The organism is Burkholderia sp. Bp8991 (assembly GCF_003853795.1).
In the GTDB taxonomy this organism is placed as follows: domain Bacteria; phylum Pseudomonadota; class Gammaproteobacteria; order Burkholderiales; family Burkholderiaceae; genus Burkholderia.
This window is the reverse complement of the sequence record NZ_QTQJ01000001.1, coordinates 346,275-360,181: the sequence shown is the minus strand read 5'-3', so window position 1 is coordinate 360,181 and position 13,907 is coordinate 346,275. Positions and strand designations below refer to the sequence as shown.

The following is a 13,907-nucleotide window of genomic DNA, read 5'->3' as shown; positions in this document are numbered from 1 at the left end:
TGCGGTCTATAGAATCCTGCCTGTAGTCCCCGGAATCGGGTTTCGGGGCATGAGGTCAAGGAGCCGCATCATGAAAAAGACAATATCGATGTACTGGCCGCTGGCAATCGTCGTTCCGCTCGCCGCGGCCGCTTATCTGCACGCGATGGCCGACGCGCCGGCGAGTGGACCGATCGCCGTTCATCAGGCATCGGCCGAGCTCGCGCGCGCGGTGTCGTTCGGTCTGGTCGACGACGCGGCGACACCGTTGCCGGCCGCATCCGGCGACGTCGTGCTCGCCGCACCCAAGGCGCTGTAAGGCACGCCGCCGTCGCTTCGCGCGGCGGCGCGATTCCGGGCGCCTTTGTATAATGGCGCGTTCTTCTCCCGCGCGGCTCGCCGCGGCTTTCCGATAGTGCGATGACCCGCGTTGCGATCTGTTTCGTCTGTCTCGGCAATATCTGCCGTTCGCCCACTGCAGAAGGCGTGATGCGCCACCAGGTGGACGCGGCCGGGCTGGCCGACCGGATCGAGGTCGATTCGGCCGGTACCGGCGACTGGCACGTCGGCGAGCCGCCCGACACGCGCGCGCAGGCGGCGGCCCGCACCCGCGGCTACGACCTGTCGGCGCTGCGGGCGCGGCAGGTGAGCGCGGCGGATTTCGAGCGGTTCGACCTGCTGCTGGCGATGGACGAAGCCAATCTCGCGGAATTGCGGCGGCGCTGCCCGCCTGGGCATCGCGACAAGGTGCGCCTCCTGATGGAATTCGCGCCGGGCGCGGCCGGGACCGAAGTGGCCGATCCTTATTTCGGCGGCGCGCAGGGCTTCGAACAGGTGCTCGACCAGGTCGAGCGCGCGTGCGCGGGCCTGCTGGACACCCTCCGGAGCGGTACCGCACGCTGATCGTGGCGGGGTATTCAGCGGTCTGCGAATACCCTGTCGAAGACATGGATACTTGACTAAAAATGTCAAATATTTATACTTGACCAAAATCGTCAAGATTGCAGTCCCCTAGACACCATGAGACTCACCACCAAAGGCCGTTTCGCCGTCACGGCGATGATTGACTTGGCACTGCGCCAGGAGCAGGGCCCGGTGACGCTTGCAGGCATCAGCCAGCGCCAGCGGATTTCGCTCTCGTATCTCGAACAGCTGTTCGGCAAGCTGCGCAGGCATGAAATCGTCGAATCCGTGCGCGGCCCGGGCGGCGGCTACAACCTCGCGCGCCGCGCGCAGGACGTCACCGTCGCCGACATCATCATCGCGGTCGATGAACCGCTCGACGCCACGCAGTGCGGTGGCAAAGGCACGTGCGATGGCTCGAAGCAGCCCGACGGCCATTGCATGACGCACGAGCTGTGGTCGACCCTGAACCAGAAAATGGTCGAATACCTCGATTCGGTATCGCTGCAGGATCTCGTCGATCAGCAGCGTGCACGCGAGGGCGCGCCCGCGGTGCTGCGCGACCGGCGCGCGCCGGAGCCCGCCGCGGCGCCGGCCGAACCGGTGCGCACGATGCCGCTCGGTCCCAATTCGGTGTTCAACATCGCGAGTTCGTGAGCGCGAACGCGCCGCACACCCCATAACGCACATAGTCCCTGCACAGAATACCCGGAGCGACAGATGACCCAAGAGACTCTCCACCTGCCCATCTACATGGATTACAGCGCGACGACGCCGGTCGACCCGCGCGTGGTCGACAAGATGGTGCCGTACCTGCGCGAGCAGTTCGGCAACCCGGCATCGCGCAGCCATGCGTACGGCTGGGATGCCGAGCGCGCGGTCGAGGAAGCGCGCGAACAGGTGGCTGCGCTCGTGAACGCGGATCCGCGCGAGATCATCTGGACGTCCGGCGCAACGGAATCGGACAACCTCGCGATCAAGGGTGCCGCGAACTTCTACAAGGGCAAGGGCAAGCACATCGTCACGGTGAAGACCGAGCACAAGGCCGTGCTCGACACCTGCCGCGAGCTCGAGCGCGACGGCTTCGAAGTCACCTATCTCGACGTGAAGGAAGACGGCCTGATCGACCTCGACGTGTTCAAGGCCGCGCTGCGCCCGGACACGATCCTCGTATCCGTGATGCACGTGAACAACGAGATCGGCGTGATCCAGGACATCGAGACGATCGGCGAGATCTGCCGCGAGAAGGGCATCGTGTTCCACGTGGACGCCGCACAGTCGACCGGCAAGGTCGAGATCGACCTCGCGAAGCTGAAGGTCGACCTGATGTCGTTCTCGGCGCACAAGACCTACGGCCCGAAGGGCATCGGCGCGCTGTACGTGCGTCGCAAGCCGCGCGTGCGCATCGAAGCGCAGATGCACGGCGGCGGCCACGAGCGCGGCATGCGTTCTGGCACGCTGGCGACGCACCAGATCGTCGGCATGGGCGAAGCGTTCCGCATCGCGCGTGAAGAAATGGCGACCGAGAACGAGCGCATCCGCATGCTGCGCGACAAGCTGCTGCGCGGCCTGTCGCAGATCGAGGAAACGTACGTGAACGGCGACATGGAGCACCGTGTCCCGCACAACCTGAACATCAGCTTCAACTTCGTCGAAGGCGAGTCGCTGATCATGGCGATCAAGGACGTCGCGGTGTCGTCGGGCTCGGCTTGCACGTCGGCGTCGCTGGAGCCGTCGTACGTGCTGCGTGCACTCGGCCGCAACGACGAACTCGCGCACAGCTCGATCCGCTTCACGGTCGGCCGCTTCACGACGGAGCAGGACGTCGACTTCGTGATCAACCTGCTGAACAGCAAGATCGCGAAGCTGCGCGAACTGTCGCCGCTCTGGGAAATGCACCAGGAAGGCATCGATCTGTCGACGATCGAATGGGCCGCACACTGAACACCGCATTGAATACATTCGCGGGCGGATTTGCGCACGCAGACGTAACGAGTCAAGGAGTTTGAGTCATGTCATACAGCAACAAGGTTCTGGATCACTACGAAAACCCGCGTAACGTCGGTTCGTTCGCGAAAGACGACGACGCGGTCGGCACGGGCATGGTCGGCGCGCCGGCCTGCGGCGACGTGATGAAGCTGCAGATCCGCGTCGGCGCGGACGGCGTGATCGAAGACGCGAAGTTCAAGACGTACGGTTGCGGCTCGGCCATCGCGTCGAGCTCGCTCGTGACCGAGTGGGTGAAGGGCAAGACCCTCGACGAGGCACTGTCGATCAAGAACACGCAGATCGCCGAAGAGCTGGCCCTGCCGCCGGTGAAGATTCACTGCTCGATTCTCGCGGAAGACGCGATCAAGGCAGCCGTGGCCGACTACAAGAAGCGCCACGACACCAAGGAAGGCGATCAGGCAGCAGCCTGAGCGGCATCGAGCGGCTTGTGAAGGATCGCGGCGGGCCCGGGTGGCGCGCCGCGGCAAGGACATCATGGCAATTACACTGACCGAAAAAGCAGCACAGCACGTCCAGAAATACCTCGTCCGTCGCGGCAAGGGTGTGGGCCTGCGGCTTGGCGTTCGCACGACCGGGTGCTCGGGGCTCGCGTACAAGCTCGAGTATGTCGACGAGCTGGCTCCCGAGGATCAGGTGTTCGAGAGCCATGGCGTGAAGGTCGTCGTCGACCCGAAGAGCCTCGCGTACATCGACGGCACCGAGCTCGACTTCGCACGCGAAGGCCTGAACGAGGGGTTCAAGTTCAACAACCCGAACGTGAAGGACGAGTGCGGCTGCGGCGAATCGTTCCGCGTGTGACGCGGGTTTCCGCGCGATGCGGGCAAGAGGCGGCACGGGCCGCCTTTTTAATGTGCGGCGTTTGCCGCGCGACGAACCGGAATTGAACGCGACGATGGTTTCGCTGAAAGACAGCCACTTCGATCTGTTTCACCTGCCGGCGCAATTCGCGCTCGACGAGACGGCGCTCGACAGCGCCTATCGCACGGTGCAGACGCAGGTGCACCCGGACCGCTTCGCGGCGGCCGGCGACGCGCAAAAGCGCATCGCGATGCAATGGGCGACCCGTGCGAACGAAGCCTACCGCACGCTGCGCGATCCGCTGAAGCGCGCGACCTATCTGCTGTCGCTGCGCGGCGTCGACATCGGTGCCGAAAACAACACCGCGATGGAGCCCGCGTTCCTGATGCAGCAGATGGAGTGGCGCGAAGGCATCGAGGATGCCGCGGCTGCCCGCAACGTCGACGCGCTCGATGCGCTGCTCGCCGAGCTGCGCGACGAAAAGCGTGTGCGCCTCGAGCGCCTCGGCACGCTGCTCGACAGCGCGGCCGACCAGGCTGCCGCCGAGGCCGTGCGCCAGCTGATGTTCATCGAACGGGTCGCGTCGGAAGTGGGCGCGCAGATCGAGCGCCTCGAAACTTAACCGCGTGCCTCGCGGCACGCGCAGCAAACGGGCCGAGCGCCCGAACGAACCAAGATGGCTTTACTGCAAATTTCCGAACCGGGCATGGCGCCGGCGCCGCACCAGCGGCGACTCGCTGTCGGGATCGATCTCGGCACGACGAACTCGCTCGTCGCGGCCGTGCGCAACAGCGTGCCCGAAGTGCTGCCGGACGAAGCGGGCCGCGCGCTGCTGCCGTCGGTGGTCCGTTATCTGGAGAAGGGCGGCCGCCGCATCGGTCACGAAGCGAAGGAGCAGGCCGCGACCGATCCGCGCAACACGATCGTGTCGGTCAAGCGCTTCATGGGCCGCGGCAAGGCCGAGGTCGAAGGCGCGGCGAACGCGCCGTACGAATTCGTCGATGCACCCGGCATGGTGCAGATCCGTACGATCGACGGCGTGAAGAGCCCGGTCGAAGTGTCGGCCGAGATTCTCGCGACGCTGCGTTACCGTGCGGAAGACACGCTCGGCGACGACCTGGTCGGCGCGGTGATCACGGTGCCCGCGTACTTCGACGACGCGCAGCGCCAGGCGACGAAGGACGCCGCGCGCCTCGCGGGCCTCAACGTGCTGCGCCTGTTGAACGAACCGACCGCGGCTGCGATCGCCTACGGTCTCGACAACGCGGCCGAAGGCCTCTACGCGGTGTACGACCTCGGCGGCGGCACGTTCGACCTGTCGATCCTGAAGCTGACGAAGGGCGTATTCGAAGTGCTGGCCGCGGGCGGCGATTCCGCACTCGGCGGCGACGATTTCGACCACGCGCTGTTCGGTCACGTACTTGCGCAGTCCGGCATCGACGCGAAGGCGCTCGCGCCCGAGGACGTGCGCCTGCTGCTCGATCGCGTGCGCGTGCTGAAGGAAGCGCTGTCGTCCGCGCCGCAGGCGTCGCTCGACGTGACGCTGTCGACCGGTGCACACCTCGTGCAGACGATCTCGCACGACACGTTCGCCGCGCTCGTCGAGCCGCTCGTGCAGCGTACGCTGACGCCGACCCGCAAGGCCCTGCGCGATGCGCAGGTGAGCCCGGCCGACATCAAGGGCGTCGTGCTGGTCGGCGGCGCGACGCGCATGCCGGTGATCCGCGAGGCGGTCGCGAAGTATTTCGGCCAGCCGCCGCTCGTCAACCTCGATCCGGACCAGGTCGTCGCGCTCGGCGCGGCGATCCAGGCCGACCTGCTCGCCGGCAATCGCGGCAGCGGCGACGACTGGCTGCTGCTCGACGTGATTCCGCTGTCGCTCGGCGTCGAGACGATGGGCGGTCTCGTCGAGAAGATCATTCCGCGCAATTCGACGATTCCGATCGCGCGTGCGCAGGAATTCACGACCTTCAAGGACGGCCAGACCGCGATGGCGATCCACGTCGTGCAGGGCGAGCGCGAGCTCGTCGCCGACTGCCGCTCGCTCGCGCGCTTCGAGCTGCGCGGCATCCCGCCGATGACGGCCGGTGCGGCGCGCATCCGCGTGACCTACCAGGTCGATGCGGACGGGCTGCTGTCGGTGTTCGCGCGCGAGCAGCATTCGGGCGTCGAGGCGTCGGTCGTCGTGAAGCCGTCGTACGGCCTCGCCGACGACGACATCGCGAAGATGCTCGAGGACAGCTTCAAGACCGCCGAGATCGACATGCGGGCACGCGCGCTGCGCGAAGCGCAGGTCGAGGCCGAGCGGATGATCGAGGCGACGCAGGCGGCGCTGGCGGCCGACGGCGAATTGCTCGACGACGCCGAACGCACGCAGGTCGACGCGCTCGTCGCGGCGCTGCGCACGATCGCGCAGGGCGACGACACGGACGCGATCGAGACCGCGACCAAGACGCTGGCCGACGGCACCGACGAATTCGCGGCGCGCCGGATGGACAAGAGCATCAAGCGCGCACTGTCGGGCCGCCGCCTCGACGAGATCTGAACGAACGAACTGCATGCGGGCCGGCGACGGCCCGCACGATATTGAACCGTGCGGCGCCAGCCGCCGCACCCTGACTGACGGAACGGACATGCCTCAACTGGTGGTGCTGCCTCACGTCGAACTGTGCCCGGACGGCGCAGTGATCGACGCGACGCCCGGCAAGAGTATTTGCGACAACCTGCTCGACAACGGCATCGAGATCGAGCATGCGTGCGAGAAGTCGTGCGCCTGCACGACCTGCCACGTGGTGATCCGCGAGGGCTTCAACGATCTCGAGCCGTCCGAGGAGGACGAAGACGACCTGCTCGACAAGGCGTGGGGCCTCGAGCCGACATCGCGCCTGTCGTGCCAGGCGATCGTGAAGGAAGATTCGGACCTGGTGGTCGAGATCCCGAAGTACTCGATCAACCACGCGAAGGAAAATCACTGACGGATCGGCGGGGCGGACTCGCCACGTATACGGGAGAGCAGGCCATGAAATGGACCGATTCGCGCGAAATCGCCATCGCGCTGGCAGACAAGCATCCGGACGTCGATCCGCAGTGGATCAATTTCGTCGACCTGCGCCAATGGGTCATCGAGCTGGACGGCTTCACCGACGACCCGGCGCACTCGGGCGAGAAGATCCTCGAAGCGATCCAGGCGCACTGGATCGACGAATCGGACTTCGACGACGAAGACTGAGGTTCGCGCCGACGCCCGCACCGCGTGGCGCCGGCAACGCTCCCGCAAAAGGAAAAGGCTCGTGACGCGTCACGAGCCTTTTTCATTTCCGCGCGGCGCAAGAGCCGCGCGGCGATTCGTCATGCATTACGAGCCGACGAGCGTGCCGTTCTCGATCCGCACGCGCTGGCCCTGGCCGAACGGCGGCGGGTTGTGGTACGTGAACGTGCGCGTCGCGCCGCTTTCCATCTGGACCTGCACCTGGTAGTCGGTTTCCGCGCGCACCTGCTTCTCGACCTGGTTGCCGGCGAGACCGCCGCCGAGCGCGCCGATGATCGTCATCGCGGTGCGGCCGTTGCCGTGACCGAACTGGTTGCCGAGCAGGCCGCCGGCCGCTGCGCCGCCGACCGCGCCGATCCCCGAGCTCTGGCCCGGCGTGCGCGTCTGCGTGATCGCGACGACCGTGCCGCAGGTCTGGCAATAGGGCGGCTGCGCGGGTGCGGACGGCTGTTGCGCGTATTGCGGCGGTTGCGGTGCCGGCGTATGGCGGTGGTGCGTGGCTGCCGGGCGCGGCGCGGGCCGCGGCTCGGCTTGTGCCGCAGCCGCCTTCTCAGCAGCGGCTTTCTCGGCCGCAGCCTTCTGCGCGGCCTGTTCGGCTGCCTGCTGCTGCGCTTGCGCGGCGAGCGCGGCGCTGGCTGCCGCGGCCGTATCGACGGCCGGCTGCGACGCGATCAGCGCGGCCTGGGTCTGGCCGTTCTGCGCGTTGTTGCTGCTGGCCTTCGGGAAGATGCCCGTGATCGCGGCGGTGGCGGCGAGGCTGGCGACGATGACGGCGCCTGCGGCGGTCGCGATGAGCGGGTGCAGGCGTTGCTTTTGCGGCGTGGTTTGATTCTGGTTGTCCATTTTCTTCTCCGGTGTCGACCCGGTTTCGCATGTTGGCGCTGGCCGGATCCCACGCTCGGGAGCGAGCAGACTTGGCGTTCCGGCGCCTCGTTCTGGTCCCGTGGTCATGCGTGGTGACGCAACAGGAGTGTCGTCCACGAGCGAGCGGCGCACCGTATCAAGGTGTAACGAATTGCAGCGCGGGATCGGCGTTTGCTACAGGGAAAACCCGGAGAAGGCCGTCGCGACGAGGGAATAAAACGGGGGAGGATCGAAAACCGGTGAACGCCGGCAGGCGGGATTTACGCGTGGTTACAAAGCTGACGCGTGCGCGCCGCAGGGCGCGGCGCACACGCTGGCACGCCGTCAGTCTTCGCGGCGCAGGTGCGGGAACAGCAGCACGTCGCGGATCGTCGGGCTGTCGGTCAGCAGCATCACGAGACGGTCGATGCCGATCCCGCAACCGCCCGTCGGCGGCATCCCGTGTTCGAGCGCGCGGATGTAGTCGGCGTCGAAGAACATCGCTTCCTCGTCGCCGGCATCCTTCTGCTCGACCTGCTTCTTGAAGCGCGCGGCCTGGTCTTCCGGATCGTTCAGCTCCGAGAAGCCGTTCGCGATCTCGCGGCCGGTCATGAACAGCTCGAAACGCTCGGTGATGCCCGGCACCGTGTCCGACGCGCGTGCGAGCGGCGACACTTCGACCGGGTAGTCGATGATGTAGGTCGGCTCCCACAGCTGCGATTCGGCGGTTTCCTCGAACAGCGCGAGCTGCAGCGCGCCGATGCCGGCGTTCAGGAAGGCCGGCTGCGACACGTCGACGCCGAGGCGCTTCAGTTCGGAACGCAGGAACGCGTCGTCCGACAGCTGGCCGTCGGTGTACTGCGGCGCGTACTTCTGGATCGCCTGCGTGATCGTCAGGCGGTGGAACGGCTTCGCGAGATCGAGCTCGCGGCCCTGGTACTGGATCGTCGCGGTGCCGAGCGCATCGATCGCCGCCTGGCGGATCAGCTGCTCGGTGAAGTCCATCAGCCAGCGGTAGTCGGTGTACGCGGCGTAGAACTCCATCATCGTGAATTCCGGGTTGTGGCGCGGCGACACGCCTTCATTCCGGAAGTTGCGGTTGATCTCGAACACGCGTTCGAAACCGCCGACGATCAGGCGCTTCAGGTACAGCTCCGGCGCGATGCGCAAGAACATCTGCATGTCGAGCGCGTTGTGGTGCGTGACGAACGGCTTGGCCGCGGCGCCGCCCGGGATCGGGTGCAGCATCGGCGTCTCGACTTCCATGAAGTCGGCGTTGTCCATGAACTTGCGGATCGACGCGATGGTCTTGGTGCGCGCGCGGAACGTGTCGCGCGTTTCCGGCGTGACGATCAGGTCGACATAGCGCTGGCGATAGCGCATTTCCTGGTCGGCGAGGCCGTGGAACTTGTCCGGCAGCGGACGCAGCGCCTTCGACAGCAGGCGCAGTTCCTTGCACTGGACCGACAGCTCGCCCTTGTTGGTGCGGAACAGCACGCCGCGTGCGGCGACGATGTCGCCCAGGTCCCACTTCTTGAATGCGTCGTAGGTTTCCGCGCCGACGTCGTTCGGCGTCACGAAGAACTGGATCTGGCCCGAACCGTCCTGCACCGTCGCGAAGCTCGCCTTGCCCATCACGCGCTTGAGCATCATGCGGCCGGCGACCGACACCTCGACCGGGTTCGCTTCGAGCGCGGCCTTGTCCGAGTCGGCGAATTTCACCTGGAGATCGGCGGCGTGATGCGTCGGCCGGAAATCGTTCGGATAGGCGACGCCTTGCTCGCGCAGTGCGCGCAGCTTCTCGCGGCGCTCGGCGATGATCTGGTTTTCGTCCGCCGCGACGGCGGGCTGCGTTTGGGTCGGTTCGGTCATGATGGTCGGAATTCGGAGTGGGTGCGGCAACGCAACGGGAAGGGCGGCGCGACCGGAGGGGCCGCGCCGCGGCGCTTACACGCCCTGTTTGAGGCTCGCGCTGATGAAGTCGTCGAGATCGCCGTCGAGGACGGCTCTCGTGTTGCTCATTTCGACGTTCGTGCGCAGGTCCTTCACGCGGCTCTGGTCGAGCACGTACGAACGGATCTGGTGGCCCCAGCCCACATCGGTCTTGCTCGATTCGAGCTTGTCCTGTTCGGCCTGGCGCTTGCGCATTTCGACTTCGTACAGGCGCGATTTCAGCATCGCCATTGCTTCGGCGCGGTTGCGGTGCTGCGAGCGGTCGTTCTGGCACTGCACGACGATACCGGTCGGCATGTGCGTGATCCGCACCGCGGAGTCGGTCTTGTTGATGTGCTGGCCGCCCGCGCCCGATGCGCGGTACGTGTCGATGCGCAGGTCGGCCGGGTTGATCTCGACTTCGATCGAATCGTCGATTTCCGGATAGACGAACACCGACGAGAACGACGTGTGACGGCCGCCCGACGAGTCGAACGGCGACTTGCGCACGAGGCGGTGGATGCCCGTTTCGGTGCGCAGGAAGCCGTATGCGTATTCGCCCGTGACCTTGACCGTCGCGTTCTTGATGCCGGCGACGTCGCCGTCGGACTCTTCGAGCACCTCGGCCTTGAAGCCCTTGCGTTCGCAGTAGCGCAGGTACTGGCGCAGCAGCATCGATGCCCAGTCGCACGCCTCGGTGCCGCCGGCGCCGGCCTGGATGTCGATGAAGCAGTTGTTCGGGTCGGCCGGGTTCGAGAACATCCGGCGGAACTCGATGTCGCCGACGCGTGCTTCGAGCTTCTTCGCGTCGTCTTCCGATGCGACGAGGGTGTCTTCGTCGCCTTCCTCGCGTGCGAGCTCGAACAGGTCGAGCGCATCGCGCAGGTCGCTATCGAGCGCCGTCAGCGTCGTGACGACGCCTTCGAGCAGCTTTTTCTCGCGGCCGAGTGCCTGGGCGTTCTTCGAATCGTTCCAGACGTTCGGGTCCTCGAGTTCCTTGTTGACTTCGGTCAGACGCGCAGCTTTGGCGTCGTAGTCAAAGATACCCCCGAAGCTCGCCCGCGCGGTTGCGCAGGTCGAGCAGGGAGCTTTCGATCGCGTTGAGACGTTCCGCTTCCATGATCGTTCGCTGTTCTTGCTTCGTAAAAAAGCGGAATTATAGCCGATCGGCAGGGTTTCCCGGTGACGCGGAGTGTGCTTGCGCGCGCGCCGCGGCCCCGTCCGGCGCGGCGCGCATGTGGTCCGCATGGTTCGCACATGGCCCGCGGGCGCCGCGGGCCGGGTGGCCGGCCGGTCGGCGCTCAGCCGGCCGCGTGTTCGACGATCAGCTGGACGCGCGTCACGCCGTTCCACGTGTCGGCCACGAGGCGGTACGCGATCAGCGCGCTCGCCGGCAGCGGCTCGGTGTGGTTGAACCAGATCGCGTTGAAGCGCTGGCGGCCGCGCGCCAGTTGCAGCTTCAGGTGCTTTTCCTTCACGAGCGACTGCGACACGACGTCGAATTCGCCGGAGAAAAGCGGGGCCGGAAAGCCCTGGCCCCAGACGGCTTCGTCGAGCAACCCGACGAACTGCGGCGTGAAATACGCTTCCTCGAGTTCGCCGTCGGTCTCGATCACGCGCGCCAGCGCGTCGTCGGACAGCCATTCGCGCGCGACGGCCTCGAACGCGGCCGCGAAGCGCGGCACGTTGTCGGTGTCGAGCGTGAGACCGGCCGCCATCGCGTGGCCGCCGAACGCGACGATCAGGTCGGGCTCGCGCTTCGACACGAGGTCGAGCGCATCGCGCAGGTGGAAGCCGGGAATCGAGCGGCCGGAACCCTTGACCCGCGTGCCGGCCTCGTCCGCATGCGCGAACGTGAACGACGGGCGGTGGAATTTCTCCTTGAGCCGTCCGGCGACGATGCCGATCACGCCCTGGTGCCACTCGGGATTGAACAGCGTGATCGTGCATGCGTCGGCCGGATCGACGTCGGCGAGATCGGCGAGCGCCTGCTGCTGCATGCCGGCCTCGATCTCGCGGCGCTCGCGGTTCATCACGTCGAGCTGCTGCGCGAGGTCCCACGCGCGGCCGATGTCGTCGGTGATCAGGCACTCGATGCCGAGCGACATGTCCGAGAGCCGCCCCGCAGCGTTCAGGCGCGGGCCGAGGCCGAAGCCGAGGTCGAAGCCCGATGCGGTGCGCGCCTCGCGGCCGGCGGCGCGGAACAGCGCGGCGATGCCCGGCTGCATGCGGCCGTTGCGGATGCGCTGCAGCCCCTGTGCGACGAGCACGCGGTTGTTGCCGTCGAGCCGCACCACGTCGGCGACGGTGCCGAGCGCGACGAGGTCGAGCAGCCCGTCGAGACGCGGTTCGGCCTCCTTGCTCGCGAATGCGCCGCGGCGGCGCAGCTCGGCGCGCAGCGCGAGCAGCACGTAGAACATCACGCCGACGCCGGCGATATGCTTGCTCGGGAACGCGCAGCCGGGCTGGTTCGGGTTGACGATCGCGCGTGCGGCGGGCAGCGCGTCGCCGGGCAGGTGGTGGTCGGTCACGAGCACGTCGATGCCGCGTGCGTTCGCGGCCTCGACGCCCGCGACGCTCGCGATCCCGTTGTCGACGGTGATCAGCAGGTCCGGCTTGCGCGCGGCCGCGAGTTCGACGATCTCTGGCGTGAGCCCGTAGCCGTATTCGAAGCGGTTCGGCACCAGGTAGTCGATTTGCGCGCCGAACATCCGCAGGCCGCGCACCGCGACCGCGCAGGCGGTCGCGCCGTCGCAGTCGTAGTCGGCGACGACCAGCAGGCGCCGCTGGTCGGCGATCGCGTCGGCGAGCAGCGCCGCGGCGTCCGCGCAGCCTTTCAGTTCGGTGGGCGGCACGAGGCGTGCGAGCGCGGTTTCGATGTCGGTCGGGGACTGCACGCCGCGCGACGCGTACAGGCGCGCGAGGACGGGATGCAGGCCGTGGCGCGCGAGCGCTTCGGCGTCGGCGGGCGCGACGGGGCGGGTAACGATCCGGGTCATACAGGTCGGGTTATTCGAACAGGGATGCCAGCGCGCGGCGGCGCCAGAACTTGCGCAGGTCGCCGCGCGTCGCGTGCAGCGTTACGGAGCTGGTGTCGCCGCACAGCGTGAAGTCGACGCCGGCCAGCTCGCCGTTCTGCAGCGCGGCGAGGGCGGGCGCGAACCAGTCGCGCTCGAGCGCGGCGAGCGCGTCGTGCCAGCGTGCCCAGTCCTGTTCGATGAACGGGGCGGACAGCGTGGGCAGCTCGACGAGCGTCGCGCCGGCGGCGGCGGGCAATGTGCCGAATGCGGCCGGCACGGCGCCGGCCTCGGCCTGCGCCGCGCGCGCGAGGCCGAGCGCGGCGGGCGACACGGACAGCACGCGCGCGAACGGCTTGCCGACCGGCTTCAGCGTGCCCTGCGCGTGGAACCAGATCGAATTGACGGCGGGCAACCCGCGCGCTTCGCGCGCTTCGTTGACCGGATGCTGGAACCACGCCATCTGCACTTCGTTCTGCAGCTTCATCCACATCCGCGAGCGTTCGCCGGTGTGCGCCTCGTGCGGCAACCAGATCTCGATGTTGCGGCCGCTGGCGCGCAGCGGCGCGGCACCGGCGAGGCGGGCGAGCTGCTCGCTGGACAGGTACCAGCGCGCCGGATGCGGCGCTTCCAGTCGCACGCCGAGCTCCTCGATCAGCGGGCGCGCGACCGCCAGCAACGCGGCGGCGTCGCCGTCGTCGAGCGCGAGGCTCGCCGGGTCGACGAGCACGAGGTGATCGTGCGCGATTTCGACATGGACGGGCTCGACGCACGCCCAGGCCTGGGTGCCCGGGTCGCCGCCGTCCGCCAGCAGCATGTAGGGCGCGAGCGGCGCCTCGTCGGCGGCGTTGCCCTGGGTCGCGCCGAACCGGCGGGCCAGCCAGCGCTCGTGCGGCAGCGTGCGCTGGAAGTCCTCGCCGGCCACGTGCTCGACGAGGCTCGCGCGGGCGAGCAACTTTTCGAGCGCGGGGCTGTCCAGCGTGTGCAGGGACGAGGCCGCATCGGCCGCCGACGGCAGCGCGAACGGAACGAGAAAATGGAGGCGTCGGTCGTGCATGATGGTGCGCATTGTATGGCAAACTGCGCGCGTGATCGGGCCGGCTGACGGTCCGATTGGGCCCGATTGCGTCCGGCGACCGCTTTTTTCGACCGCGCGC

General features: G+C 67.4%; 15 protein-coding genes. 10 read left to right on the top strand and 5 right to left on the bottom strand.

The genetic code is table 11. From position 1 onward, the window contains the following. Positions 1 to 70 precede the first annotated feature (70 nt). The 10 genes from DIE02_RS01745 (at position 71) to iscX (ending at position 6,919) form a co-directional block, all read left to right on the top strand. Complete coding sequence (locus tag DIE02_RS01745; protein WP_124488312.1) at positions 71 to 298, top strand: hypothetical protein; 228 nt, start codon at positions 71 to 73, stop codon at positions 296 to 298. Between the two features lie 101 nt (positions 299 to 399). Next, positions 400 to 882 (top strand): low molecular weight protein-tyrosine-phosphatase, encoded by a 483-nt coding sequence (locus tag DIE02_RS01740; RefSeq protein WP_124488311.1) that lies wholly within the window; start codon positions 400 to 402, stop codon positions 880 to 882. Between the two features lie 117 nt (positions 883 to 999). Beyond that, the gene (iscR, locus tag DIE02_RS01735) at positions 1,000 to 1,539 is read left to right on the top strand and encodes a Fe-S cluster assembly transcriptional regulator IscR (RefSeq protein WP_006760276.1); all 540 of its coding nucleotides are present in this window, start codon (positions 1,000 to 1,002) and stop codon (positions 1,537 to 1,539) included. A 63-nt stretch (positions 1,540 to 1,602) separates the two neighbouring features. Further along, a complete protein-coding gene (locus tag DIE02_RS01730; protein ID WP_044848191.1) occupies positions 1,603 to 2,826 on the top strand; it encodes an IscS subfamily cysteine desulfurase in 1,224 nt (407 codons plus the stop codon). Positions 2,827 to 2,894: 68 nt separating this feature from the next. Continuing rightward, a complete protein-coding gene (iscU, locus tag DIE02_RS01725; RefSeq protein WP_009691729.1) occupies positions 2,895 to 3,302 on the top strand; it encodes a Fe-S cluster assembly scaffold IscU in 408 nt (135 codons plus the stop codon). A gap of 64 nt (positions 3,303 to 3,366) precedes the next feature. Beyond that, positions 3,367 to 3,690 carry an iron-sulfur cluster assembly protein IscA gene (gene iscA, locus DIE02_RS01720; protein WP_011885413.1) on the top strand — a complete coding sequence of 108 codons (324 nt, stop codon included), beginning with the start codon at positions 3,367 to 3,369 and terminating at the stop codon, positions 3,688 to 3,690. A gap of 94 nt (positions 3,691 to 3,784) precedes the next feature. Continuing rightward, on the top strand, positions 3,785 to 4,312 hold the full coding sequence (gene hscB / locus DIE02_RS01715; RefSeq protein ID WP_044848201.1) for a Fe-S protein assembly co-chaperone HscB: 528 nt from the start codon (positions 3,785 to 3,787) through the stop codon (positions 4,310 to 4,312). Positions 4,313 to 4,366: 54 nt separating this feature from the next. Continuing rightward, on the top strand, positions 4,367 to 6,235 hold the full coding sequence (hscA, locus tag DIE02_RS01710) for a Fe-S protein assembly chaperone HscA (RefSeq protein ID WP_124488310.1): 1,869 nt from the start codon (positions 4,367 to 4,369) through the stop codon (positions 6,233 to 6,235). Between the two features lie 88 nt (positions 6,236 to 6,323). Beyond that, positions 6,324 to 6,665 carry an ISC system 2Fe-2S type ferredoxin gene (gene fdx / locus DIE02_RS01705; RefSeq protein ID WP_040144570.1) on the top strand — a complete coding sequence of 114 codons (342 nt, stop codon included), beginning with the start codon at positions 6,324 to 6,326 and terminating at the stop codon, positions 6,663 to 6,665. Between the two features lie 44 nt (positions 6,666 to 6,709). Then, complete coding sequence (gene iscX / locus DIE02_RS01700) at positions 6,710 to 6,919, top strand: Fe-S cluster assembly protein IscX (RefSeq protein ID WP_124488309.1); 210 nt, start codon at positions 6,710 to 6,712, stop codon at positions 6,917 to 6,919. Positions 6,920 to 7,045: 126 nt separating this feature from the next. Here the strand turns inward: iscX and DIE02_RS01695 are convergent, their stop codons facing one another. The 5 genes from DIE02_RS01695 to DIE02_RS01675 form a co-directional block, all read right to left on the bottom strand. Continuing rightward, entirely contained in the window at positions 7,046 to 7,801 is a 756-nt protein-coding gene (locus tag DIE02_RS01695) for a glycine zipper 2TM domain-containing protein (protein ID WP_124488308.1), read from the bottom strand. A gap of 345 nt (positions 7,802 to 8,146) precedes the next feature. Further along, positions 8,147 to 9,673, bottom strand: coding sequence for a lysine--tRNA ligase (gene lysS, locus DIE02_RS01690; protein WP_124488307.1), 1,527 nt, complete (start codon positions 9,671 to 9,673; stop codon positions 8,147 to 8,149). A gap of 75 nt (positions 9,674 to 9,748) precedes the next feature. Further along, positions 9,749 to 10,853 (bottom strand): peptide chain release factor 2 gene (prfB, locus tag DIE02_RS01685; RefSeq protein WP_124488306.1). Its coding sequence is split into 2 segments (ribosomal slippage): positions 9,749 to 10,771 and positions 10,773 to 10,853, totalling 1,104 coding nucleotides; the frame shifts between segments, so codons are not numbered across the junction. 181 nt (positions 10,854 to 11,034) lie between these two features. Beyond that, complete coding sequence (recJ, locus tag DIE02_RS01680; protein WP_124488305.1) at positions 11,035 to 12,732, bottom strand: single-stranded-DNA-specific exonuclease RecJ; 1,698 nt, start codon at positions 12,730 to 12,732, stop codon at positions 11,035 to 11,037. Between the two features lie 10 nt (positions 12,733 to 12,742). Next, complete coding sequence (locus DIE02_RS01675) at positions 12,743 to 13,819, bottom strand: regulator (RefSeq protein WP_185702547.1); 1,077 nt, start codon at positions 13,817 to 13,819, stop codon at positions 12,743 to 12,745. Positions 13,820 to 13,907: the final 88 nt, after the last annotated feature.

Excerpts from the sequence above, each read along its gene's own strand:
- DIE02_RS01745 (WP_124488312.1), top strand. The coding sequence starts at position 71 with ATGAAAAAGACAATATCGATGTACTGGCCGCTGGCAATCGTCGTTCCG.
- DIE02_RS01740 (WP_124488311.1), top strand. The coding sequence starts at position 400 with ATGACCCGCGTTGCGATCTGTTTCGTCTGTCTCGGCAATATCTGCCGT.
- iscR (WP_006760276.1), top strand. The coding sequence starts at position 1,000 with ATGAGACTCACCACCAAAGGCCGTTTCGCCGTCACGGCGATGATTGAC.
- DIE02_RS01730 (WP_044848191.1), top strand. The coding sequence starts at position 1,603 with ATGACCCAAGAGACTCTCCACCTGCCCATCTACATGGATTACAGCGCG.
- iscU (WP_009691729.1), top strand. The coding sequence starts at position 2,895 with ATGTCATACAGCAACAAGGTTCTGGATCACTACGAAAACCCGCGTAAC.
- iscA (WP_011885413.1), top strand. The coding sequence starts at position 3,367 with ATGGCAATTACACTGACCGAAAAAGCAGCACAGCACGTCCAGAAATAC.
- hscB (WP_044848201.1), top strand. The coding sequence starts at position 3,785 with ATGGTTTCGCTGAAAGACAGCCACTTCGATCTGTTTCACCTGCCGGCG.
- hscA (WP_124488310.1), top strand. The coding sequence starts at position 4,367 with ATGGCTTTACTGCAAATTTCCGAACCGGGCATGGCGCCGGCGCCGCAC.
- fdx (WP_040144570.1), top strand. The coding sequence starts at position 6,324 with ATGCCTCAACTGGTGGTGCTGCCTCACGTCGAACTGTGCCCGGACGGC.
- iscX (WP_124488309.1), top strand. The coding sequence starts at position 6,710 with ATGAAATGGACCGATTCGCGCGAAATCGCCATCGCGCTGGCAGACAAG.
- DIE02_RS01695 (WP_124488308.1), bottom strand. The coding sequence starts at position 7,801 with ATGGACAACCAGAATCAAACCACGCCGCAAAAGCAACGCCTGCACCCG.
- lysS (WP_124488307.1), bottom strand. The coding sequence starts at position 9,673 with ATGACCGAACCGACCCAAACGCAGCCCGCCGTCGCGGCGGACGAAAAC.
- recJ (WP_124488305.1), bottom strand. The coding sequence starts at position 12,732 with ATGACCCGGATCGTTACCCGCCCCGTCGCGCCCGCCGACGCCGAAGCG.
- DIE02_RS01675 (WP_185702547.1), bottom strand. The coding sequence starts at position 13,819 with ATGCGCACCATCATGCACGACCGACGCCTCCATTTTCTCGTTCCGTTC.